The organism is Emticicia aquatilis (genome assembly GCF_014644295.1).
GTDB classification, from domain to species: domain Bacteria; phylum Bacteroidota; class Bacteroidia; order Cytophagales; family Spirosomataceae; genus Emticicia; species Emticicia aquatilis.
In genome coordinates, this window is the sequence record NZ_BMKK01000010.1 from 70,128 (window position 1) to 95,404 (window position 25,277).

General features: G+C 37.5%; 21 protein-coding genes. 10 read left to right on the forward strand and 11 right to left on the reverse strand.

The features are described 5' to 3' along the window. Window positions 1-222: 222 nt before the first annotated feature. The 3 genes from katG to IEX65_RS20940 form a co-directional block, all read right to left on the reverse strand. Window positions 223-2,448: a catalase/peroxidase HPI gene (gene katG / locus IEX65_RS20930; RefSeq protein WP_188769004.1), complete on the reverse strand. Its 2,226-nt coding sequence runs from the start codon at window positions 2,446-2,448 to the stop codon at window positions 223-225. 387 nt (window positions 2,449-2,835) lie between these two features. Continuing rightward, window positions 2,836-3,186, reverse strand: a complete 351-nt coding sequence (locus IEX65_RS20935; protein ID WP_188769006.1) for a LytR/AlgR family response regulator transcription factor — start codon at window positions 3,184-3,186, stop codon at window positions 2,836-2,838. 198 nt (window positions 3,187-3,384) lie between these two features. Further along, window positions 3,385-5,967 carry a transglycosylase domain-containing protein gene (locus tag IEX65_RS20940; protein WP_188769008.1) on the reverse strand — a complete coding sequence of 861 codons (2,583 nt, stop codon included), beginning with the start codon at window positions 5,965-5,967 and terminating at the stop codon, window positions 3,385-3,387. A gap of 290 nt (window positions 5,968-6,257) precedes the next feature. On the opposite strand from IEX65_RS20940, the gene IEX65_RS20945 reads away from it, so the two are divergent. The 3 genes from IEX65_RS20945 to IEX65_RS20955 all read left to right on the forward strand — a co-directional run bounded on the left by IEX65_RS20945 (window position 6,258) and on the right by IEX65_RS20955 (window position 9,189). After that, complete coding sequence (locus IEX65_RS20945) at window positions 6,258-6,686, forward strand: hypothetical protein (protein ID WP_188769009.1); 429 nt, start codon at window positions 6,258-6,260, stop codon at window positions 6,684-6,686. A 196-nt stretch (window positions 6,687-6,882) separates the two neighbouring features. Continuing rightward, the gene (locus tag IEX65_RS20950) at window positions 6,883-7,797 is read left to right on the forward strand and encodes an ABC transporter ATP-binding protein (protein ID WP_188769012.1); all 915 of its coding nucleotides are present in this window, start codon (window positions 6,883-6,885) and stop codon (window positions 7,795-7,797) included. A 54-nt stretch (window positions 7,798-7,851) separates the two neighbouring features. Further along, window positions 7,852-9,189 carry an ABC transporter permease gene (locus IEX65_RS20955; protein ID WP_188769014.1) on the forward strand — a complete coding sequence of 446 codons (1,338 nt, stop codon included), beginning with the start codon at window positions 7,852-7,854 and terminating at the stop codon, window positions 9,187-9,189. Window positions 9,190-9,246: 57 nt separating this feature from the next. Here the strand turns inward: IEX65_RS20955 and IEX65_RS20960 are convergent, their stop codons facing one another. From IEX65_RS20960 to fbp, 8 genes are all read right to left on the reverse strand, one after another. Continuing rightward, window positions 9,247-11,463, reverse strand: a complete 2,217-nt coding sequence (locus IEX65_RS20960; RefSeq protein WP_188769015.1) for a M56 family metallopeptidase — start codon at window positions 11,461-11,463, stop codon at window positions 9,247-9,249. 40 nt (window positions 11,464-11,503) lie between these two features. Then, window positions 11,504-12,355, reverse strand: a complete 852-nt coding sequence (locus tag IEX65_RS20965) for an alpha/beta fold hydrolase (protein ID WP_188769017.1) — start codon at window positions 12,353-12,355, stop codon at window positions 11,504-11,506. A gap of 66 nt (window positions 12,356-12,421) precedes the next feature. Next, window positions 12,422-12,826 (reverse strand): TonB family protein, encoded by a 405-nt coding sequence (locus tag IEX65_RS20970; protein WP_188769018.1) that lies wholly within the window; start codon window positions 12,824-12,826, stop codon window positions 12,422-12,424. A gap of 207 nt (window positions 12,827-13,033) precedes the next feature. Further along, window positions 13,034-13,816 carry a M56 family metallopeptidase gene (locus IEX65_RS20975; protein WP_188769019.1) on the reverse strand — a complete coding sequence of 261 codons (783 nt, stop codon included), beginning with the start codon at window positions 13,814-13,816 and terminating at the stop codon, window positions 13,034-13,036. A gap of 198 nt (window positions 13,817-14,014) precedes the next feature. Continuing rightward, window positions 14,015-14,392, reverse strand: a complete 378-nt coding sequence (locus tag IEX65_RS20980) for a BlaI/MecI/CopY family transcriptional regulator (RefSeq protein WP_188769020.1) — start codon at window positions 14,390-14,392, stop codon at window positions 14,015-14,017. A 208-nt stretch (window positions 14,393-14,600) separates the two neighbouring features. After that, the gene (locus IEX65_RS20985; RefSeq protein WP_188769021.1) at window positions 14,601-15,137 is read right to left on the reverse strand and encodes a photosynthetic reaction center cytochrome c subunit family protein; all 537 of its coding nucleotides are present in this window, start codon (window positions 15,135-15,137) and stop codon (window positions 14,601-14,603) included. Between the two features lie 223 nt (window positions 15,138-15,360). After that, window positions 15,361-16,950 carry a phosphoenolpyruvate carboxykinase (ATP) gene (gene pckA / locus IEX65_RS20990; protein WP_188769022.1) on the reverse strand — a complete coding sequence of 530 codons (1,590 nt, stop codon included), beginning with the start codon at window positions 16,948-16,950 and terminating at the stop codon, window positions 15,361-15,363. A gap of 119 nt (window positions 16,951-17,069) precedes the next feature. Next, window positions 17,070-18,062: a class 1 fructose-bisphosphatase gene (gene fbp / locus IEX65_RS20995; RefSeq protein ID WP_188769024.1), complete on the reverse strand. Its 993-nt coding sequence runs from the start codon at window positions 18,060-18,062 to the stop codon at window positions 17,070-17,072. A 380-nt stretch (window positions 18,063-18,442) separates the two neighbouring features. Here fbp and IEX65_RS21000 point away from each other — a divergent pair, with 380 nt between their 5' ends. The 7 genes from IEX65_RS21000 (at window position 18,443) to IEX65_RS21030 (ending at window position 25,181) form a co-directional block, all read left to right on the forward strand. Beyond that, window positions 18,443-19,189 carry an acyl-CoA desaturase gene (locus IEX65_RS21000; protein ID WP_188769026.1) on the forward strand — a complete coding sequence of 249 codons (747 nt, stop codon included), beginning with the start codon at window positions 18,443-18,445 and terminating at the stop codon, window positions 19,187-19,189. Between the two features lie 223 nt (window positions 19,190-19,412). Further along, the gene (locus tag IEX65_RS21005) at window positions 19,413-20,861 is read left to right on the forward strand and encodes a peptide MFS transporter (protein WP_188769028.1); all 1,449 of its coding nucleotides are present in this window, start codon (window positions 19,413-19,415) and stop codon (window positions 20,859-20,861) included. Window positions 20,862-21,008: 147 nt separating this feature from the next. Continuing rightward, window positions 21,009-21,797, forward strand: coding sequence for a PASTA domain-containing protein (locus tag IEX65_RS21010; RefSeq protein WP_188769030.1), 789 nt, complete (start codon window positions 21,009-21,011; stop codon window positions 21,795-21,797). A gap of 21 nt (window positions 21,798-21,818) precedes the next feature. After that, window positions 21,819-23,627 carry a T9SS type A sorting domain-containing protein gene (locus tag IEX65_RS21015; RefSeq protein ID WP_188769033.1) on the forward strand — a complete coding sequence of 603 codons (1,809 nt, stop codon included), beginning with the start codon at window positions 21,819-21,821 and terminating at the stop codon, window positions 23,625-23,627. A 27-nt stretch (window positions 23,628-23,654) separates the two neighbouring features. Next, entirely contained in the window at window positions 23,655-23,963 is a 309-nt protein-coding gene (locus tag IEX65_RS21020) for a rhodanese-like domain-containing protein (RefSeq protein ID WP_188769036.1), read from the forward strand. Window positions 23,964-24,129: 166 nt separating this feature from the next. Further along, window positions 24,130-24,600 carry an NADH-quinone oxidoreductase subunit A gene (locus IEX65_RS21025; RefSeq protein WP_188769038.1) on the forward strand — a complete coding sequence of 157 codons (471 nt, stop codon included), beginning with the start codon at window positions 24,130-24,132 and terminating at the stop codon, window positions 24,598-24,600. Between the two features lie 65 nt (window positions 24,601-24,665). After that, window positions 24,666-25,181 (forward strand): NADH-quinone oxidoreductase subunit B, encoded by a 516-nt coding sequence (locus IEX65_RS21030; protein WP_188769039.1) that lies wholly within the window; start codon window positions 24,666-24,668, stop codon window positions 25,179-25,181. The last annotated feature ends 96 nt before the right edge of the window (window positions 25,182-25,277 follow it).

Here is a 25,277-nt window from a genome sequence, read left to right on the forward strand (position 1 = left end):
TTATGAAAAAGAAAGAAACTTTTTATCAAGCAGTTAGCAAGATGGGCGAAAATAGTTAATGAACACGCTTCAAAACAATCTATTTGGCTTATTTACTATAAAGAACAGGTAAATATCACAGTAATAGTATATAAGCAAACAAAACCATTCTAAAAAAAAATACGCTATAAAACACAAAAGGTGACCAGTTAGGCCACCTTTTGTATTCATTCTCAATCAATATCAAGCCAAATCAAAACGGTCAAGATTCATAACTTTTGTCCAAGCAGCTACGAAATCTTTCACAAATTTCTCTTGCGAATCTTGGCATCCATATACTTCAGCGATTGCACGAAGCTCTGAATTTGAACCAAAAATAAGGTCAACACGTGAACCTGTCCATTTTAATTCACCAGTTGTACGACTACGGCCTTCAAACACATCTTTATGAGCAGAAGCAGCCTTCCAAGTTGTGCTTAAATCAAGTAAATTCACAAAGAAATCATTGGTCAAAGCCTCTTTACGAGTAGTGAATACGCCGAGTTGAGAACCATCAGTATTGGTATTCAATACACGCATACCACCTACTAAAACGGTCATTTCTGGTGCTGTTAAAGTCATTAATTGAGCTTTATCAACCAACATTTCTTCCGACGAAGTCGTATAACGTTTCTTTTGGTAATTACGGAAACCATCAGCAATTGGCTCAAGTACTGCAAATGACTCTACATCAGTTTGTTCTTGCGAAGCATCAGTACGACCAGGTGTAAACGGAACTGTAATTTCATGCCCTGCATTTCTTGCAGCTTGCTCAATACCAGCACATCCACCTAATACGATAAGGTCGGCAATCGAAACTTTCTTTCCACCAGTTTGAATTGCATTGAATTCTTCTTGAATACTTGTGAGTGTATCAAGCACCTTTGAAAGCTGAGAAGGATTGTTAGCAGCCCAATATTTTTGTGGAGATAAGCGAATTCTCGCTCCATTTGCACCACCACGTTTATCAGAACCACGGAAAGTAGAAGCAGAAGCCCAAGCAGTTGATACCAATTCTGATACTGATAAACCAGATGCAAGGATATTAGCTTTCAAAGCCGCTACATCATTTTCGTCAATAAGTTCGTGATTTACTGCTGGAATTGGGTCTTGCCAAATAAGTTCTTCAGCAGGTACTTCTGGCCCAAGATAAAGCGATTTCGGCCCCATATCACGGTGCGTAAGTTTAAACCAAGCACGAGCAAAAGCATCAGCAAATTGGTCTGGGTTTTCGAAGAAACGTCTTGAGATTTTCTCATAAGCAGGGTCCATTCTCAAGGCAAGGTCAGTCGTAAACATGATTGGAGCATGACTTTTAGCTGGATTATGAGCATCAGGCACAATTCCTGCACCTGCTCCACCTTTCGGAATCCATTGATGAGCACCCGCTGGACTTTTCGTTAATTCCCATTCAAAACCAAACAAATTATTGAAGTAATTATTACTCCATTGTGTTGGTGTTTGCGTCCATGCACCTTCCAAACCACTGGTAATTGTATATTCTCCATTACCAGTACCAAAGGTATTAATCCAACCTTGGCTTTGATGCTCAATATCAGCTGCTGCTGGCTCTGGACCAACATATTGGCCTGGGTCGCCAGCTCCGTGAGCTTTACCAAAAGTATGCCCACCAGCAATCAAAGCTACTGTTTCTTCGTCATTCATTGCCATACGGCCAAAAGTATCACGAATATCACGAGCCGCAGCAATTGGGTCTGGGTTTCCATTAGGGCCTTCTGGGTTTACGTAGATAAGCCCCATTTGAACAGCCGCAAGTGGGTTTTCCAAATCACGGTCGCCCGAATATCTCTTGTCATCTAACCATTTTCCTTCCGAACCCCAATAAATATCTTCTTCTGGTTCCCAAACATCAGCACGTCCACCGCCAAAGCCAAAAGTTTTAAAACCCATTGATTCTAAGGCACAATTACCTGCCAAAATCATTAAATCGGCCCAAGATATTTTTTTACCGTATTTTTGCTTGATAGGCCATAACAACAAACGAGCTTTGTCGAGATTACCGTTATCTGGCCAGCTATTTAATGGTGCAAAGCGTTGTGTACCCGCTCCTGCTCCTCCACGACCATCGGCAATACGGTATGTACCTGCACTATGCCAAGCCATACGAATGAAGAATGGTCCATAATGACCATAATCTGCTGGCCACCACTCTTGCGAATTGGTCATGAGGTCGTATATTTCTTTTTTCAACACATCTAAATCAAGAGAGTTAAACTCTTTTGCGTAATCAAAATCATCGCCCATCGGGTTTGATAATGACGAATGTTGACGCAGTATATTAAGTCTTAGTTGGTTTGGCCACCAATCATGGTTTCGTGTACCACCACCAGCACTCTGATTTACGGGTGCACCAGCTCCATGATGGAATGGGCATTTTGCTTCTCCGCCATTAGATGTATGATTTTCCATTTCTTTAAGTTTTTTAAGTTAATTTATGAGTGATAAAATATATTAGTTCGCTTTTGAGCAAAATCTTAAAACATCAGTATTGAATCGCTGCTGTTTGTTTCTCAAAATTATAACTACCCAAAGAATAAATCAAATTGATTGTTTTTATAATATTATAGTTTTTATCTATATTAAGGTTTAAATTCTCAAACTATAGCTAATAATAGTGTATTACAGACGGAAAGGAGAAACTTGAATAAAAAAGGGGAAAAGATTACTTTAACTACCCTACAAAATACTGCTAAATAATAACCTACTTCATATAAACAGCGACACCAGAGGTAAAAATACCTCTGGTGTCGCTAAACTGCTTCTCAAAGCAGTTAATTTATATTTCAATAATCAAATTCAGTTTTTAGGAAAATTATGAAAAGATTTCAAAAAGTCATCTTTCCTACGACGAGATAAATTTACATTGTACTCTTCTTCTAACTTCACCATTAGGCCTTCATGAATCTGATAGCCTACTACGTGTTTTAGATTAACCATAAATGACTTATGAGTTCTAAAGAAATCATAATGCACAAAACGCTTTTCGAGTTCTTTCAAAGTCTTTGATACTATGAGTGTTTCTCCTCCTTGAAGAAAAACTTCCGTATAATTTATATCAGCCTTTAAGAAAAGGACATCGGCTGGATTTACTTTTTTCTTTCCAGTCAAGCGAATTGTTGAGGTGCGGATGGGTAGTTGTAATTTCATGATTAAAAAGTGTAATTTGAATAAATGTCATTTCAATAATATGACACTTATTCTTTGTAAAAGGTTGTAAAGGATTTATAAAAAATAAAGTGGCTTATCAGATAGCAAAATACTATCTCAAACTAATCTGAGCGTATATCACTGATAATAAGCCACTTAACTATACAATATCAAATATTAAGCAAAAATAAAATTTATCTAACGGTTATCTCGATTTACTGTCGTATCACGTTTGATTAATTCAACTGGTGGAAGTCTCTGGTTTTCTTCTGGTGCTACTCCCGAAGAATCAACGGCCGAAGCAGTCGAATCAGACTCAGCCGCTTCCCCACCTATTGAAGCACAACCTTGATAATCTTTCGTAATCTTCATACCGGGCTTAGGAAATGCTCCTGGACTATAGCCAAGTTTCTTGTCGGTATAGACACTTTGCATAAACTTCCCAAAAATTGGCATTGCAGACCTCGCACCTTCTCCCATACGAGAGCGGAAGTGAATACTACGGTCATCGCCACCAACCCATACGCCACAAATCAAATCTTTCGTAAAACCAATGTACCAAGAGTCAGAGTAATTTGAAGTTGTACCTGTCTTACCAGCGGCTTGTCCTCCATTAGCAAATAATGCACTACAATATTCAAATAAGCCTTGCGAGGTTCCACCCGGTTCTTCAACACCACCACGAAGCATATACTGCATCAAATACGCCGATTCGGGCTTAATGGCATCACGTTTCTTGGTTTCAAATTCAAACAAAACTTTACCTTTTGCATCTTCTATCTTGAAAACCAACATCGGGTCGGTATATTGACCTTCGTTAAGAAATACACCATAGGCCGCCACCATTTCGTAAAGCGACACATCGGATGTACCAATACCGAGCGAAAGTACAGGTTCAAGAGGAGCAGTAATACCAAGTTTACGAGCATAATCAATGATTCCACTTGGTTTTACTTCGTCTGATAACTGAGCCGCCACCGAGTTGACCGAGCGAGCAATCGCTCTGCGGAGCGTCATCTGCGAGTAGGTGAAATTTCCATCAGCATTTTTGGGTTCCCAAGTTTTTGGTTCACCATTTTCTATCCATTCTTTCTTAAATGGCTGGTCGGTACGTCTATCACAAGGCGATAGATTAAGCGGTCCATCAATGGCAGCAGTATAAAGAATGGGTTTGAATGTTGACCCCGGCTGACGACGACCTTGCTTTACGTGGTCATATTTGAAGTAATCATAGTTGATACCCCCTACCCATGCTTTAATAAAACCAGTGTAAGGGTCCATAGCCATCATACCAGTCTGCAAGAATCTTTTATAATAATCTATTGAGTCAACTGGACTAAGCATCAATTCTTTCTCTCCTTCCCAACTAAATACTTTTACTGGCTTCTTTTTCTCGTACATATAATAATGTACTGAATCAGGGCTATTTTTATATTTTTTTACCAGACGCTTATAAATTGGCGTTCGTTTGGCTACTGTATCTAAAAAGCCTGGAATTTCTTCTCCATTTTCGTAAGTCCACGGATTACGACCTTTCCATTCTTGGTCAAATATTTTTTGCAAACGTTTCATGTGGCTCGAAACAGCAGTTTCGGCATGAGTTTGCATTCTCGAATCAATAGTTGTATAGATTTTTAAGCCATCACGATATAAATCTATGTCGATTTCATTACTTTTTGCCCAATTTTCAACAAAACGTGCCAATGCTACTTTAAAATAACTTCCCTGTCCATCGTATGAATCTTCTAAATTGATATCTAACTTTATCTCCGTTTGGCTCAGTTTATCGGCCTCGGCTTGGCTCAATGCTCCATTATTAGCCATCAACTGCAAAACAGTATTACGACGTTTCAAAGCATTTTTAGGATTCCGAATCGGATTATAAAGCGTTGTTCCTTTTTGTAAACCGACCAAAATCGCTGCTTCTTCGGGTTGTAAATTAATAGGTTCTTTATTGAAATAAGTTTTAGAAGCTGTCCGAATTCCATAGGCATTATTGCCATAATCAACGGTATTCAGATACATGGTCAAGATTTCCCCCTTTGTAAAGTTTCGCTCTAATCTGATAGCCGTCAGCCATTCTTTGGTTTTATAGACCAATGTCTTTACTAATGGTATATAATATAATAAACCTTTCATCTCGCTTCTACGAGTATTATAAAGGTTCTTGGCCAGTTGCTGAGAAACTGTACTTCCACCACCACGTTCGCCACCGCCTGTAAGAATACCGATTGCAACCCCACCCATCGACTGCAAATCAATGCCTGAATGTTCATAAAAACGTTTATCTTCGGTGGCAATAAGTGCTTTAAACAACCACGGTGACATCTGTGCCGAGTCGATTGTTTTGCGGTTTTCGGTAAAAAACTTACCAATTTCAACACCATCAGCAGTAAAAATAGTAGATGACTGAGAAATCTTTGGGTTTGTCAGCTGCTCAATACTTGGCATTCGGCCGCACAACCACAAAAAATTGGTTTCGATACAAAATATATAAATCAGGCCTGCAATGACGATTCGCAAACTGTATTTATAAATTTTTGAAATTACAGGAAAATAGCCCCCATCGCTATCAAACTTTGAAACAAAGAAACTTTTGGTTGCATCCAGTTTTTGATAAAAATTCACAAAAACTTTTTCGACTTGCTCTTCGCCAAAAATCTTACAGAGTAAACGATAAATCTTGTCTAAAGTCCACCACCAAGCTGCACTAAATTTTGAACTAATAAGCGACCAGAATTGCAGAATACTTGCTAAAATATTTTTTAATTTATCTACCATAGGTTGAGTACATAAAAGATTATGTTTCTTACAGTTTTACGTGGATTGCCCTATCAACGTCAATTTTATGATTTGAAATACAAAGAAACATTAAAGTTTTGAAAAATTCTTTGGCAAAGAAATGATTCTGTAAGAAATATTCAAAAAAAGTCTAAATGATTTTAAAAATACTTCTTACCGTTCAGTAAAAAATACAGCACAATTTAAAGCTAAGTATTTGATTTTCAGACAACAAGACTTAAATTCATCCAACTTTCAAAGTATTTCAAACCCTAAGCCTTATTCTAATCATGGAAAACATCATTGCCGACAAACCACTTGAAAAAGAAATTTTACCCCTTTTTACGAGTGCCATACCGTTTCAGCTTCCAAGCGAATGGAAAGAGTTTATCGTGAAAGTAAGCCCCTATATTATGCTTATTTTAGTACCGTTAACCATTTTTGCAATTGGTATCACGGCAATCCTTTCTGTTTTTTCAACCCTACTCCTACATCCAATCTGGGCATTGGCTACCGTAGCTACGCTTTTAGGGCTTGTGTGCAGTTTGTTATCAATCAAAGGACTTTTCGACCGAAAAAGAGAGGGTTGGGTTTGGTCATATTATGCTTTTTTACTTTTTCTGATAAGCGATTTGCTGCATTTCCATTTTATTGATGCCATTTTTACATTCTTAATAAGCGGATATTTTCTATTTCAAATCAGAGAATATTATAAATAAATTATATAGAACAGAAAGAATTTTCGATAGCGTAGCCGTTGCTGGCTACGCTATTTTTGGTTTCAAAACTAACGCCGCAACTCCTACCGCCTTTTTCCTACCTTTTATTGAAGAAAAAATCCATTTGTATATATTTTTTCATTATGTTTGATAGACAACCTATATTTGGGACAACTAAACCAAACTTAAATCAACCGTGAATAATATTTTAGAAGTTCACAATGTTGTGAAACGATATTCGCAACACACCGCACTCAACAACGTCAGCATCAACATTCCCAAAGGTGTAATTTTTGGTCTTCTTGGGCCAAATGGTGCTGGTAAAACCTCACTCATTCGTATCATCAATCAGATTACTGGCCCCGACGAAGGCTACGTGCTATTTGATGGTCAGAAACTAAACCCTCAGCATATCCGAGAGATTGGATACCTACCCGAAGAGCGTGGTCTGTACAAGAAAATGAAAGTTGGCGAACAGCTACTTTATTTGGCCCAACTCAAAGGTTTATCCGAAAAACAAGCTCTCGAAAAGCTAAAGGAGTGGTTCATAAAGTTTGATATAAAAACTTGGTGGACAAAGAATGTGGAGGATTTATCGAAAGGTATGCAACAAAAGATTCAGTTTGTGGCTACTGTCTTGCACGAGCCTCAATTGATTATTTTGGACGAACCGTTTTCGGGTTTTGACCCAATCAATGCCGATTTGATTAAGAATGAAATCTTAGAGCTAAAAGAAAAAGGTTCTACGATTATTTTCTCGACACACCGCATGGAATCGGTAGAAGAGCTCTGCGACCATATTGCACTTATCAATAAGTCACAAAAAGTGCTTGATGGCGAGAAAAAAGAAATCAAGGAGCGTTTCAAGACCAATACTTATAATATCCAGTATGCGGGAGAGTTGCTCACGACATCTGATGATTTTGAAATAGTTCGAACCGAAAAAATAGCAGATAATTTCTCAAGTTCGACTATCAAGTTAAATCATGGAACTCCTGTTAATCAATTAATTAGACAAATCATTGACCAAGTTGAATTACGTTCGTTCGGCGAAAACATCCCGACTATGAATGATATTTTCAAAATGGTTGTCAACGAAACTATTGATTAACTGTAGGATAGGTTTTCAACCTGCCAAAAGACATACAAATAAAAAACTAAACACATGAAAAATATATTACTCATTCTTCGCAGAGAATATCTGGTCAGAATCAAGAAAAAATCATTTTGGATAATGACTCTCTTGATGCCTTTACTTATTTCGGGGTTTTATGCCCTACTTTTTTGGGGAGTTTTTAGTTCTCGTGAACTTCAAAGGGTATCAATCATCGACGAAAGTGGTGCTTTTACACAGAAATTCAAAGATTCCGAAAAAGTTAAGTTCGAATACCTAAAATTACCACTTGATTCGGCAATCAACCGACTCAACCAAAAACGTACCGATATAGTGGCACTCATTCCTGCCAATATCATGGAAGAACCGAAAAGCCTCAAGATTTTTACTGGAAAAGGTGTTGGCTTTGAGATTCAAGGAAAAATCGAAAACATTATCCAAAACGAAATCAGAAATGTAAAACTCTCTAAGGCAGGAATCGACCAAAAAGTTTTGGAAGATGCCGATGTGGATGTTTCATCGAAAGTGGTAGTTGTAAGCAAAGAAGGCGAACAAAAAGAGCAAAATACCTTGGCCTCTACAATCTTAGGCACAATTGCCGTAATCTTGATGTTTTCTACGGTTGTTGGTTTCGGAATGCAAGTGATGAGAGGTGTAATAGAAGAAAAAACCAATCGTATTATCGAGGTTATTATTTCATCAGTTAAGCCATTTCAGCTAATGTTGGGTAAAATTTTGGGAGTTGGATTAGTCGGACTCACACAATTTGGTCTCTGGATAACCCTCACTTTTGCTCTCACAACCATCAGTTCTTCGTTGTTACCTTCGCAGCAAATAGCAAAAGCAGCACAAGAGCAGATGTCAGAAATGCCTCAAAAAGATAAAGATAAGATTGCAAAAAAAGTAGAACAAACACCATCGGATGCAGGTAAGGTTATGCAGTTTTTTAATAGTGCCAAAGACCTAAATATACCGTTGATTATTGGCTGTTTCTTGTTTTATTTTTTGTTTGGATATCTATTTTATGCCTCAGTATATGGAGCGATTGGCTCGGCTGTCGATAACGAAACCGACACCCAGCAGTTTATGTTTCCGATTATGCTCCCCCTACTGGCTGGCTACATGATTGGCTTAATGACAGCAGGCCAAGCAGATAATAAACTCTTATTTTGGGCTTCGATTGTGCCATTTACTGCCCCAATCACAATGATGGCTCGCTTGCCATTTGGTGTTGAACCGTGGGAATTGATTTTATCAATGTCGCTACTCGTAATCAGTACTTTCGGGATGGTTTGGTTAGCGGCCAAAATCTATCGTGTGGGTATCTTGATGTATGGCAAAAAGCCTACTTTTAAAGAAATCGGCAAATGGTTATTCTATAAAGGATAAAATGAAAAAGAGCCACGCTTACTGAAAGTGTGGCTCTTTTTCATTTTGAAATAATTATTACTGTTCTCGCACCCAAATATCAACCCAACCATCATAGCCTTCTTTTAATACTCTTTCTTCGTATTCATTCAAACCTGTTTTTCGGGTTTTAATATCTCCTACTTTTACAACATTTACTTGCATAATGCGGTCTGATGAATAATTATTAGCTGTTTTTGCATCAATTATTTGGCGTTTATTGCCAATTTTGAGCGTGTAAAGTTGTTTACCTTTGATTGTGAAATTAGACTCTTCTTTGGCTTGTGCAGCTTTTTTAGTTGTAATAACCACTACTCCATTCTTTCCTTTTTCACCATAAATTGCCGTTGCGGAAGCGTTTTTCAAAACATCCATTGTTGCAATATCATTCGGTTTTATACCTGACATTTCTGCTTGAGTAATAACTTTTCCATCAACAACAAAAAGAGGGTCACCATCAATTACATTTTCAGAAGCTTGGTTTATATTTTTGGGTTTATCCAAAATTCTGATAGTCATTGATTTCTCAATAGTATTTATCGAAATCTCTTCTTTTATCGAACCACTTTGCAAAAGAGGTTTCAATCTTTCTGTTTCTTTATTGATTGATTCTTTATCAGTAAATGTTCTAATTTCTCCCTTTTCGACAACTATCAACTTTTCCCAAGGAAATTCACCTTTTGCAGTATTTGTTGTCTTATAGTCTTCCAACACAAAATTTACTGGCATCGTAAAATACACACTCACTGGCTTGCCATTTTGTTTTCCAGGATTCCACTTCGGCATTGAGCCAATCACTCTTACAGTTTCTTCATCGCAACCAAACCCTACTCCTTTCAATACTTGCAAATCTGACACCGTTCCATCTTTCCTGACAATAAACTTCACAAATACTTTTCCTTGAACATTCGCTCGGCGGGCAGGCTCAGGATAACGAAGATTTCTTCCTATAAATTCGTACATTTTTTTTACCCCACCCTCAAAAGATGGATTTTCCTCCACTGTTGTAAAGATTTCTTCACTTTCAAAATTGATGGTTGGCTTATATCCAGCCACAACCACTTCGTGTAAGCCAATCGGAGTACCATCACTCTTCGATTTGAGCGTAACATTAATAATTTTCTTATCTGTTACAGGCATAGTTGAATTTTCAAAGCCAACGAAAGTAAATATAAGTTCATCTGTTGAACCAGCATTTATCATATAATTTCCATCTATATCGGTGGTTGTACCTCTGTTTTTACCTTTGACTGTCACTGCAACTCCAGCCAGAGGCTTACCATCTTCGGCAGCGGTTACTTTACCCTTCACGGGTGTTTCTTTATCTGCTAAAATCTCTTTTATCGGCAGAATTGATAATTCTGTAATTGGCATTTCAGCAGTTGATTTTACAATTTTTTCTACCTTCTTGATACCATTATTTCGGGCGATGCTGGCCGAGGCAATCACAAGCATCAAGGCAAAAAGGGGTGCTGTAAAACCATATTTCAATAAAGCAATTTTACGAGAGCGTGGCTTATTTAACATTTCGATACGTCGTTTAAGTGTTGATTTATCAATAAATTGATTGGTAAGTTGGTGTGGATTTAGTCCAAACTGTTGCGAGAAAAGCAACATTGCGTAGTCGGCTTTCGAGGCTTCGAGCCTACTCGCGATATCATCGGCAATGAATTCGTGGATATGTTTTACTGATTTTTTGTAGAAATACACCACAGGATTAAACCAACAAAGCACCGCAATGACTTCAAACAATATTACATCGGCCGAATGTAATTGCTTGATATGCACGTATTCGTGTTCCATCACTACTTCGTGTTTCTGGAGGTCTTTGTCAACAAAAACAAAATTAAAAAACGAAAAACCTGCTCCAAATTTTGAGTAACTTTCTGAATTTTCGAGTATTCTCTTTAGCTGTAAAAAATTGAATATCAGCTTGATAGACAAGAAAATCGTACAAAATCCATAAAATGCTTTCAGTAAATCAAACCATGTAAATGGATTTTCGGCACTGGCTTTTGCTCCAAAAACGGCTGGACTTAGCACTGTGTAAAATACTTCATTGACTTGCTGTGTAATAAAAAACGACTGAATATAATCGGAATACCAAAATGGAATTCCGAAACTCAGAACCGCCGAACCCACCAAATAAGTTCGGTTGAGGTTATAAAAAGTTTCGTTCGATAACAACAGGCGATAAAAGCCATAAAACAACATCAAGTACAGATTTACTTGAACGAGATAGTGTACGAAAGTCATACCCAAACCCTAAGCGGGTAGTTAAATTTTATTTTGTCTGTTAATCATTCAACGTTTCCACCATAAATCTGATATGATGAATAAATGCTTTGGGGTCATCTCTATGCACAAAATGACCTGTTTTTGAAAGATAAATAAGCGAACCACCCTTATTTGAAGAATAGATAAATTTTCTCCACCTTTCGATGTTTATATTGGTTCTTACATTAAAAAACTCTTCTTGATTAAAATCTTTGCTTCGTCTTTCAATTGGCACTTCAAACTTTCCACCTATAAAAAAATAGATTGGTACATTCGGAACAGTCAAAGCACTTATTTCGGCAAAATCTGTTCGTCGTAACTCGCCCAAAACTTGGGCTTCGCTCCACGGGCCAAAATTCACTGAATCAACCTCTGATTTTTGATAAAGCCGAGCATACAACATTTCATCAATTTTCTTTTCGGGAACTCCGATTGTTCTAAAAATTGAGTTCCAATCTTTTTTTGTCTCGGTAAAATCTGCGGGGTCGATAAAAACCAAACCAGAAACATCTTTAGGAAACAGACCTGCGTAAGCTCTTACATACAAACCACCCATCGAATGCCCAACCAAAATATAAGGTGGAGGAATATCAAGTTTATGCAAAATTGCGTTCAGATTTTCGGCAACAACTTTGACCGTGGGCATCTGAAATACTTTTTCAGACTTTCCCACACCTGCTCTATCGTAAGCCAAAACAGGGCTAAATTTTGAAATTTGTTCGATGACAGTATCCCAATTACCAAGGTCAACGCCCATTCCATTTTCAAAAATAATTGCAGGTGTATTTGGCTTACGATTTTCAAAACCCCTTATGTAAACATTAAAATTGTGTCCATTTGCCTGTACAAGTTTCTCTTGTGAAAACGACATAAAAGAAATGAATACAAAAAAGAATACTAATAAGTTATTTGTGAAAAACTTGCAGTAAACAATCATTTATTTAGATTTCTTAGTATTATCTAAGGCAAACATTACTGGCAAAACAAAAGATGTTCTAACTGGTTTTCCATCTTTTAGGCCTGCCTGCCATTTGGGCATTATTTTCACGATTCGCTCTACTTCTTCATCACAACCAAAACCAATTCCTTTCAAGAAAGAAACTGAATTAACGCTTCCATCTTTCTCAATAATTATCTTTACAATGACTTTACCAATTATATTTGCCTTAACGGCTTGCTCTGGATATTTCAATTTTTTGCCAATAAAATTAAACATTTCGGTCATGCCGCCTGGATACTCAGGCATCACATCTACTTTTTCGTAAACGGTTTCGTTAGTTTGAGCTTTAGCCGAAAAGACACCAATTAAAACAATTGATAATGTAATGAATAGCTTTTTCATAAATTGTATTTAGTTTAAAAATGTAGTAATAAGTACTCAATCCTAAATAGTTTATATTAAATGTGGATTTGTTCGACCCCATTCGGGGTCGTATATTGGTAGAAAGTAATTTGATTACTACCAATATCTGACCCCGAATGGGGTCAAACTTTAGATTTACTAATAGTATAAACTAATTATGTTCATTTACTTAGATTCAAATAAATATTATCTTTTTACGGCCCATTGGGGTTTCCAAGCATCATCGCCTCTTCTAATATCTTTCACCACAATAAAGTATCCGATAATTGCCACCATTGGTATAATGAGAGCATATTTAGCCGCTACCCACATACCACTTCTTGCCTTCATTATCATCATGATTCGTTCTTTTAGTAGCGAATCGTTGAAGAAATTGTTGCTCAAGGTGCTGGCATTCGTTCTGAAATTATAAGCAAATAAAAACTCTGCATAAGTTGCTTTTTCTTCTTCGGCAACAATACTATCGGCGATAAATTCGTGGATTTCTCGAAGTGACTGCTTGTAATACTCTACTAAAGGGTTAAACCAACAAAATATCTGTACTAACTCCAACAACAGTACATCGAAACTATGCCATTGACCGATATGCACTTCTTCGTGGTCAGTAATCATTGAGCGATTATAGTAAAGGTCGTCACGATTGAGTATCAAAAAGTTAAAGAATGAATAAGAAGAAATCGTATCATTGCTTTTTAAAAGCCAATAATTTCGGCCTTCACGGGTTTCTTCTTCGCCTATTGGGTCGCCGTTTATTAGTAAATTATAAATCTTAAAGAATGCAAATACCACTCTTGCAAGTATAAACATGGCTCCCGACAAATAAATAATAGCCATTATATCAACCCAATTAATATTCCCAACGATTGGCTGATAGAGAAAACTCTTGAAACTTTCGACCGAAATTTCGTTGAGTGTGAGCGGCAACGGACTTTCAAAATCATAGTTGTGCTTTACCTTTACGAAAGGCATACAAAACGATAGTACAATTGAGGATAACAAATAAATGCGATTGGCTACAAAGAAGGTATTCCTACGCAAGAACACCCAGTAAAATCCATAAAAAATAACCAAGCACAAGTTAGTTTTTAGCAAATAGATGAGTATATCCATAAGTTGCACCCTCGCCCCTAAAGGAGGGATTTAGTTTTAGGGTTGTGCCAACTCTAATTAGGGATTAGAGTTTTTCATTTTATCAATCATTCTTAAAATCTCATCGGCTTCTTTCATGTCGATTTTCTTTTCTCGCACAAAAAACGAAAACATTTCCTCGACCGAATTTTCAAAATAACTTTCCATCAATTTGCCAGTAGCAAATGATTTATACTGCTCTTTACTTACCAACGAATGATATTGGTGCGTCTTCCCATAGGCTTTATGTCCAACAAAGCCTTTCTGCTCTAAAATTCTAATAATCGTAGAAACCGTATTATATGCAGGTTTGGGTTCTGGAAAATATTCTAAAATATCCTTTACAAAGGTTGGTTCAATCTCCCACAAAATCTGCATTACTTCTTCTTCGGCTCGGGTTAATTCTCTTAATTCCATTTTCTTTGTTTTAAATTCTAATTCAAATATATAACTAATTTTTTAGTTTCAAAACTATTTTTATAGTTTTTTTTCGTAACACAAGTTTTTAACTTGTGATTTCGAAGTGATAACAAAAAAACGTGATAGTTTCGAGAGTTTCGAGTCTATCACGTTGCGAGGATTTTGATTGTATTTTATCCTAAAATTTATTTTTAAATAGAAAACCTTAATTTTTCGCTCCTTCTGGTGGTTTTGGACCTCCTTCTGGACGTTGGCGTGGACCTTGTGGACGTGGGCCATCGTGTGGAGGTTCTTTCATTTCGTTGTGGCACGAAATACAGCCCATCGTAACTGGCTGGCGGAAACCTTTCATTTGCGAAAGTAAATCACGGTTGAGACGGTCGTTCATGACAATCATTTCACGAGTACGTAAGTGATTACGGCTTTTCTCAGATGCCCAGTTGTTTACTTCATGACAGAACTTACAGGTTACACCCAAAGCATGTCCCCAGTTATTCATGATACTCAATACTTGGTCAACAGATTTTCCTTTCAGCGATTTGATATTTTTGAAAACCGAATCGGCTACCATTGATTCTTTGCCTTTGAGCGAGTCTTTCAGAAATGCAATGTATTTCTCACGGTCAAGCATCATGGTATCTTTGGCAATAGCTTTCGGAGCGGTTTGTGGAGCTTGCTCAGACATCGACATAAACGAGCTGACACCGATAAAAAGAAATAAAACTGGTAAAAGAAGTTTCATAGTTTTTGGTTGATTTTTAATTAAAAACAGAAGAACGTTGCAATATAAGTAAGTTAATGGAAAATATAAAGTTGATAATTGATTTAGGTACAAAAAAAGCCCCACTATTAGCAGGGCGTTTTAAACTTAGATTCTAAGCAAAATTAAAATCTATTCAACCTTAATACTTAATTTTTCAACCTAAACCATATCCAAAAACAATAAAATTCTACATTCTTAATTCTCAATTAATAACAGGGCTTCCTGCTAAAATTTCTTCATCAGCAAAGTCAGCGTACTTCTCAAAATTATATTTAAACATATCGGCCAATTTAGTGGCCGTTGCGTCATATGCCTCTTTATCAGCCCAAGTATTTCGTGGATTTAAAATATCTGAAACCACATACGGGCAATGCTCAGGAATCATCATTCCGAAAATCGGGTGCTTCGTATAAGCAACTTTATTCAAATCGCCATTTAGAGCAGCCGTAATCATGGCTCTGGTGTTTGACAATTTCATACGATTACCCACACCATAGCTACCGCCTGTCATTCCTGTATTTATCAACCACACATTCACTTTATTTTGGTGAATCTTTTCGCCCAAAAGTGCTGCGTATTTTGTTGGATGCAAAGGTAAAAATGCCGCTCCAAAACAAGCTGAGAATGTTGCCTGTGGTTCTTTGATGCCCATTTCTGTTCCTGCCACTTTCGAGGTATAGCCTGAAATAAAATGATACATGGCTTGTCCAACAGTCAATTTCGAGATTGGAGGCAAAACACCAAAAGCATCATAAGTCAAAAAGAAAATATTTTTCGGAATTCCACCCACCGAAGGCTCAACGGCATTCGGAATATAATGTATCGGATAGGCAGTACGAGTATTTTCTGTGACCGAATTATTGTGATAATCAACGGTGCGAGTTCCTTCAATAAATCTTGTATTCTCTACAATCGAACCATAACGAATGGCATCGAAAATTTCGGGTTCTTTTTCACGGCTCAAATCTATCACTTTGGCATAGCAGCCTCCTTCAAAATTAAATACGCTGGTTTCTGACCAACCGTGTTCGTCGTCTCCAATCAGACCACGATTTGGGTCGGCCGAAAGCGTTGTTTTGCCAGTTCCCGACAATCCAAAGAAAATTGCAGTATCGCCTTGCTCACCAATATTAGCCGAACAGTGCATCGAAAGCACACCATTTTCTTGCGGTAATAAATAATTGAGTACAGTAAAAATCCCTTTTTTCATTTCGCCAGCATAACCCGTTCCACCGATAAGCAATATACGACGGCTCATATCTACAATCGTAAAGTTTGCCTGGCGAGTACCGTCAACGGCTGGGTCAGCTTCAAATTCAGGTACACAAATGATTGTAAAGTCAGTCGAGAAGTTCACTAAATCGTCTTGTGAAGGACGAATGAACATATTATTACAGAACAAATTATGCCAAGCTTGGGTATTAATAATTTCGAGGCTTAGCCGATAATCTGGGTTTGCTCCTGCAAAGGCTTGACGCACATAAATTCGCTTATCTTCTAAGAAAACAAGCATTTTATAGAGTAAAGCATCAAATTTTTCGGGCGAAAACTTAAAATTTACATCTCCCCACCAAACGGTGTTTTCGGTTTTATCGTCGCAGACCAAAAATTTATCTTTTGGCGAACGACCCGTAAATTTTCCTGTGTCGCACATCAAAGCTCCTGTATCGGTCAAGACCCCTTCTCCATTTTGAAGAGCGGCCTCAATCAATTCGGCAGGACTAAGGTTATGAAAAACTTGTTTGGCTTTGATAGCCAGCTTGGTCGGGGCAATCTCAGTTAAAAGCTCCATTGGTTTTGTTCAGTTATATTGATGAAGTGTAATTTTTGCGACTAAGTAACTCTTTGCGAACTTATTCTGAAATGACTTTGGTCATGTAAGCCTCTGATAACCAACACTTAAACCCAGTATCAGAAATATAAAAGTAAATCACTGACCATTTCTTTCGCACCGACATAAAAAGGGCTTCGTTGGTGTAATTCTTGTGGCTCAATATCCAAAATATTTTGGTATCCATCAGTCGAAGAAGCACCTGCTTGCTCGGCTAAAAATGCCAAGGGATAACACTCATACAATAAACGAAGCTTTCCTTTTGGATACTTTTTTGACGGTGGATAAAGGTATATTCCGCCTTTGAGTAAATTTCGGTGAAAATCTGCCACTAACGAACCAATGTATCGTGCAGCATACTCTTTCATCCGACAATTCACAATATAAGCCCTTGCTCCGCTCACAAAATCATTATAGTTTCCTTCGTTTGCCGAATAAATAGACCCTGTTTCAGGGCTTTTAATTTCGTTATGTGATAAGAAAAACTCACCTAATGAATTTTCGTAGGTGAAGGCATTTACGCCTTGCCCTGTTGTATATACTAAAATTGTTGATGAACCGTATAAAATATACCCCGCCGCCACTTGACTACGCCCACCTTGCATAAAATCTTCGAGCGTGGCACGTGTGCCTACAGGTGTCACTCTTCGATAAACCGAAAATATTGTCCCGATTGAAACATTTACATCAATGTTAGACGAGCCATCAAGTGGGTCGATAGCCACTACATATTTTCCTTCGTCGTTATCGGTATAAATGATTTCGTCTTCCTCCTCTGTAATTACCGCACAAACTTCTCCGCCATTTTTTAATGCCCGTAAGAAACGAATATCAGCCACTACATCAAGCTTTTGCTGCTCTTCTCCTTGTACATTTTGGCTGCCAAACGCCCCTGTTATATCTACCAATCCTGCACGATTAATTTCTCGATTGATTATCTTTCCAGCCAATGCAATATCTCTCAAAAGCTGCGATAATTCGCCCGATGCAAAGGGCATTGCACTTTGTTGACGCTTGATAAAACGGTCGAGAGTTACGCCAACTGGCAGAGCTAAAGTTTCTTGTTTGGTCATGTCTTTATGGCTTAAAAGCGAATCCTTGCACAAAACTATAATACAAAAAAATGCGAAACAAATATTTTTAGCGAAATTTCGCTTTATTTTTACATTTCTTCGATAAATACAATTTTTGAAACAAATATTTATCGAATAGCACAATTTTTAAACCCCATTTTTCAATAAAACATAAGCTAAAAAAGAGACTTAAAGCACACAACCTCTGCTTGCATACTATTTTCGAGCTTTATCTATCGTTTTTTATTTAAAATTGTCAAAAAGACAATTATTAGAAATGTTCAAAAACTTAAAATAAAAAAAACTGATATTTATCATAATTTTCTTTGGTATATAGGCTTACTTTTGCCGTGATTCTAAACAAATATTTAATTTTAAAAATGGTCATTTTAGTTTTCTTTTTATTGCATTGGTACTTTTCAATTCTGATGCAAACGTTCTTTCTTCACCGCTACGCTTCGCATCAAATGTTTACGATGAGCAAAGGCTGGGAAAAGGTATTTTATACGCTCACATTCATTGCACAAGGTTCGTCTTTTCTGAGTCCGAGAGCATACGGAATTATGCACCGCTTGCATCATGCCCACGCAGATACTGAAGAAGACCCACACTCGCCAAGCTACTCGAAAGGTATTTTTGATATGATGTGGAAAACTCGAATGATTTACAATAGAATTCTACATAATCAAGACTCAGTTGAAGCAAAATTTAAGAAGGGTGTACCGAACTGGAAATTTATGGAATGGCTCGGCGATTTATGGATTTCACGTATTGCGTGGGGAGTGCTTTATACTTTGGTTTATATTAAATTTGCTACGGCTTGGTGGATGTTTTTATTATTGCCTATTCATTATTTAATGGGGCCAATTCATGGGGTTATTATCAACTGGTATGCTCACCGTTATGGATACGTAAACTTTAAAGTAGATGACACAGCCAAGAATCTTTTACCGCTCGATTTATTGATGATGGGTGAATCTTACCATAATAATCACCACAAATATGGTGGTAGAGCCAACTTTGGTTTCAAATGGCACGAGTTCGACCCAACTTATCCGCTCATTAAGCTACTCGATGCCCTGCATATCATCAAACTAAAACTGAACAACGATTTAAAATATATGTAGTTTCTCAGGACTGTTTATACACACAACTCACAAAAGGTGGTAAGGCCAATGGTCATATCACCTTTGTTTTTTTGGCCAAAATGTACTTTATTTTTACTTTCTAACACAATTTTAGTGATTTTGTCGTTAGTGAAGTCGGCAACGCTTGGAATTTTGGTGAAATAGGCATTACATTTGATACACACTTTATAAAATTATTCTAACCAAATAAACTAAACCTTACATGCAAGAAAAAAAATTCTTTGGACACCCAATGGGCCTCATGGTGTTGTTCCTTACCGAAATGTGGGAACGCTTCTCTTATTATGGCATGCGTGCCATTCTATTTTTATACTTAACCAAAGGAGCTAACGAAGGGGCATTAGGGCTTTCGGAGAAAACTGGCGGAGCAATCATGGGTCTTTATATGGCTTCGGTTTATCTTTTGACTTTACCAGGTGGATGGATTGCTGATAATATTTTAGGACAGAAAAAAGCTATTTGGTACGGGGCGTTGTGTATCATGGCTGGCCACTTAATATTGGCCATTCCTGGCTCCCCAGAAGTATTTTTCTTAGGATTGGCTACGGTGGCTATCGGGACGGGTTTGTTGAAGGCAAATATCAGCTCAATCGTTGGAGAGTTATATCCAGAAGGCGGAGCAAGACGTGACGCTGCATTTTCGATTTTCTATCTTGGCATCAACCTCGGGGCATTTCTCGGAATGTTTGTAGTAGGATACTTAGGCGAAAAAGTTGGCTGGCACTATGGCTTCGGAGCGGCAGCATTTGCGATGCTTTTTGGGGTAATAAATTTTAAAGTAAACGGAAAACATCTCGATGGTGTAGGCAATGCCCCAACGCAAAAATCGTCTTTTACTTATTTATATGTAGTAATTGCTGCTCTTGTATTGGTTGCAGTTTTACTTATATCGGGAGTTTTAGATAGCGTTGCACTGGCTCAGTATATGAAATATGTTATTATTGCGATAACAATTTTCTACTTTGCTTACATCGGTTTTATTGATTCTTCGCTTACAGTTATCGAACGCAAAAGAGTTGGTGTACTTTTCATATTATTCATCGGAATTTCGATTTTCTGGTCGGGTTTCGAGCAAGCATCTACAACACTAACTATATTTGCCGACCGCCACACTGAGCGTAGTTTCTTGGGTATGGAATTACCTGCGTCTTGGCTACAAAATGCCAATTCGATGTTTATCCTTATTTTCTCTGCTCCGATGGGTGCTTTGTGGATTTACTTGAATCGTAAAAACTTAAATCCAAGTGTGCCTATCAAATTTGGTTTAGGTTTAGTGCAAATGGGCTTAGGATTTTTTGTGATGTATTTGGCGGCTCAAAGAGTTTTAGATGGCTCAATGGCTGGTCTTGGTTGGCTTTTCTTCACTTATATGTTCCATACACTTGGTGAGCTTTGCATTAGTCCAGTTGGTTTGAGTTCATATACCAAACTCGCTCCTAAAAAATATTATAGCCAACTCATGGGTTTGTGGTTTGTTGGAGCAGCTCTCGGAAATCTTATTGCGGGCTTATTTGCCGGAAATTTCGACGAAAACAACGTAGCGGCCATGCCCGATTTATTTCATCAAGTATTTTTAATCGGAATGGTTTCGGGTTTAGTTTTAATAGTTTTATACAAACCAATAAAAAAATGGATGGGCGGCATCGAATAAAAACCTTTGCTATTTCCGATAAAAAACCTTTTTTTTGCTGAATAATTCTTGAAAGTCCACGGTCGATAGACCACCGTCCATAGTATTATTTTAAAAAACTGTGGAATATCGACCATCGTCCGTGGACTAAAAAACTACCCATAAAAAATGGCAAAATTTAGTACGAGTTCAAAAACTGACATCTTTGTTCATATTGGCATAATCATTGCCTTATTTTTAGTATTTTTCTTTAGTTTTTTCTTTATTTATCTTCCGTGGAGTACCAATCATGGGCAATCGATTACCGTTCCTGATTTAAAAGGTATGACACTTGAAGAAATGGAAAAAGCCCTCGATGACCGTGACCTTGATTATGAAGTGAGCGATTGTACGTTTGTGGCAGGAGCAAAACCTCTTTCAATTCTGACACAATATCCGAAATCAGGTTCGAGCGTGAAAGAAGGAAGAAAAATTTATTTGACAATCGTGACCGCAACTGCACCGATGGTAAAACTCCCAGACGTGATTGGTCGCTCAGAATCAAGTGCAAAGAATCAGTTATTATCGGCTCAACTCGTGGCAGGTACAACCGAAATGATTCCAGCTTTAGAAGAAAATACAGTTCTAAAAATAAAGTTTAACGGACAGGAAGTAAAACCAGGCACACTTATTCCGAAAGGTTCGACGGTTGTGTTTGTTGTGGGCGATGGCCTCGGCGACCAAATGGTAGAAGTACCAAACTTAGTAGGAATGGCTGCTGATGAAGCAGAAATCTTGATTTCGGGTCAAAATTTGGTTTTATCAAAGCGATATGTTGGTCCAGTAGAAGGTTTTGCAGATGGTACAGTTGTGAAGCAAAGACCAGCAGCCGAAGGAAATAAAATCCATATTGGTGACGTTATTGATATAGAAATCGCTGGTGATGCTCCTTCCGAGACTGTCATAGACCAAAAATAACGTGTTAAAGAATCGTTTAATATGAAGATATTTTTAAACAACAGACCTGTAAGTATTTGCAGGTCTGTTATTTTATTAGTAGCATTTTGCTCACAACTTACTTACGGACAATCCATTACACTACCTTTTTTTGACGATTTTTCGCAAAACAAAACCTCTATTCCCAATCCTAAACTTTGGATAAATGGCGGAGTGAGTATCAACAATACTTTTCCAATCAACCAGCCTTCTGTCAATGTAGCTACTTTCGATAGTCGTAATTCGGCGGGTATCCCCTATAATTTTTCTAACAAATTTGCTTATGGAAGTACCGATACCCTCACTTCTCGAAGCATTGATTTATCGGGTCTTACGGCGGCCGATTCTGTCTATTTAAGTTTTTATTGGGAAGCAAAAGGTTTGGGAGAATTACCCGACAGCGATGACTCGCTTGTGGTATCATTTCTGAATGATAAAAATCAATGGAAAACGATTTGGCGACAAGAGGGTATTAGCAAAGATGTTTTTACGCAGAAAATTTTAGCAGTTAATAAAACTGAATATTTCCATAAAAACTTTCAGTTTCGCTTCGAGACTCGTGGCCGTCAGTCAGGAGCATTTGATATGTGGCACGTTGATTTTGTTTACTTAAATAAAAAACGTCGCCTCAGAGACATTTACACCCAAGATATTGCTCTTAAAACATTCAAAAACATCTATTTGAAAAGATACTCAGCAATGCCCTTACGCCAATACTTAGTAAATCCATCGGCCGAAACCAATAGCAGTATGGAAGTTTTGGTCAGTGCTTTGCAGCGAAATGCACGTTTAGTTAATTTTACTTGGACGGTAAGTGATACACTTTCAAACAATGTATTCCTCAACGAAAGAGGAGGTAATGAAACCGTTACAACGCCAAACCCACCAAATAAAAAGAACAATGTGCCTGTTTTCAGTAATTTCCCCCAAAAACGAGCAGTTTTGAAGTTTACACAGAAAATTGCTTATGAAGGTACAGGCACAACGATTGTTCCCGACTCAACAAATAATATACCCGATGCCTTATTACTAAGCAACGATTCACTTTCGATTTACACTCCCCTACTTGACTACTACGCTTATGATGATGGCACTGCCGAAACAGGTGCCGATACCGACCAAAGCCTCGGTAAAGTAGCCGTAAAATTTATATTAAGTAAAGCAGATACTATCAATGCTGTTCGATTTAATTTTACGCCATTTTTTAAAGATATTTCGGGGCAGTTTTTCTTGTTACAAATCATGGAAAGTGCCAATGGTAAGCCTGCAAAGGTTTTGCATCAGCAATCTGTAAAAGTAAAATATGCTAATGACATTAATGGCTTTATAGAGTACCCTCTCGACTTAAATATTGCGGTAAAAGACACTTTTTTTGTAGCTTGGACAAAAGTAAATGATGACGTAATTGGTGTTGGAGTTGACAAAAACACCCCTCAATTTGCCGATAAAATATATTATAGTTTAGGAAACGAATGGATTCAGAACACATCATTAAAAGGAAGCTTGATGGTGCGGCCAATGATGGGATTCAAAGCCAATAGTGCTGGGCAAAACGGCTCACCTTTAGCCAACGAAGAGCCTAACGATAAGCAATTTTTGGTGTATCCAAATCCAACAACTGGACTTGTTAGCTGGAACTTCCCAAACATCAAATCTGTGAGTATTTTTGATGCTTCGGGTAAAGAAGTTTTTTATAAAGAAACCCTTGATAGTCAGGAACTTAATTTGACAAACCTCCCCGAAAGTATTTATTTTCTAAATTTTTCGGACGGAAAAAAGAATTTTATTCGTAAGATTGTAGTTGTGCATTAAGAAATAAAATAATAAGCATATATTATCATGGACAAAAATTTTGACATAACAGTAGAACAATTAAAAGAATTACTCGAAGGAGAAACGCCAATCAATCTCTTTGATGTACGTGAAGAATACGAATACGAAGACGATAATTTAGGTGCAAAACTTGTTCCTTTGGGCGAAATTCCAGATAGATTAGGTGAATTTGAGGCCGTTAAAGGACAAGACATCTATATTCACTGCCGCAGTGGTGCAAGAAGTGGAAAAGCCAAACAATTCTTGATTTCTCAAGGTTTTGAGAATGTCCACAATGTTTTAGGTGGTATCATGGCTTACCGTGATATGGAATAAATAATTAAAAATGAATACGGAGTCGCCCGTTCGATTGAGAATTAAAAATTTAAAACTTAACAAGTTTAAAATGCTTTCACAGCAAACGTCAATCATATAATTTTAGGCACTCAATAATATTCTTATTCATTTTTAATTATCAATTATACATTTTTAATTAAATCAAATGCTATCTGACTTTGGTATTATACTTTTAGCTATTATTCTGGCTGCCGTTGCGGTGCTTGCAGTATTGGGCATTGCCTGGATGCTACGCCCCAACAAGCCAAATGAAGAAAAGCTAACAACTTACGAATCGGGCGAAGACCCAATTGGTAATGCCAACGTGCAGTTTAATATTAAATTTTATATCGTAGCTTTGATTTTTATCCTCTTCGATGTAGAATTGGTATTCTTATTTCCGTGGGCTACTGTTTTCGGAAATAAACAATTTATGAAAGATACCAACGGACTCTGGGGCTGGTTTACTTTAGCTGAAATGGGTATTTTTATTGTCGTTTTAGCTCTTGGTTTAGCTTATGTTTGGGCAAAAGGCTATCTTGATTGGGTAAAACCCGAATACCGAACACCGAAATTTAAGAGTAAAATTCCGATGGAAATGTATAACCAAGTGAACGAAAAATACGCTGATAAATAGAAGTCCACAGTCGATAGTCAACAGTTGGATTTTCTTATTATATTTATCTTTTAGCTACTAATTGAATGGATTTTACAACCCTCGAAAAAGAGGCACATATAAAAACTGGCGAAAGTGAAATAATCCTTACTTCACTCGATGAGCTTACCAACTGGGCAAGGGCTAATTCGCTCTGGCCAATGGGCTTTGGGTTGGCTTGCTGTGCTATCGAAATGATGGCAACCTATGCTTCGAGTTATGACCTTGAACGTTTTGGGGTATTTCCTCGAAACTCACCTCGTCAATCTGATGTAATCATTATCTCGGGAACGGTTACTTTCAAAATGGCAGACCGTATTCGTCGTTTGTACGAACAAATGCCCGAACCAAGATATGTGATTTCGATGGGAAGCTGCTCAAACTGCGGTGGCCCTTATTGGGAACACGGCTATCATGTAGTAAAAGGTGTTGACCGAATCATACCCGTTGATGTGTATGTACCGGGCTGCCCACCTCGCCCCGAAGCATTGATTGGTGGTATCTTGAAATTACAAGAAAAAATCAAAACTCAGAGTCTTTCTGAACTACGAAAAGAGGATTAACGGACTGATAATAAGTAATTTAACAAGTTCTTAAAAAGTGATAAGCCCGTAAGGTTTATCACTTTTTTTGTTAGCTATTTACTAATAATTTGTTAA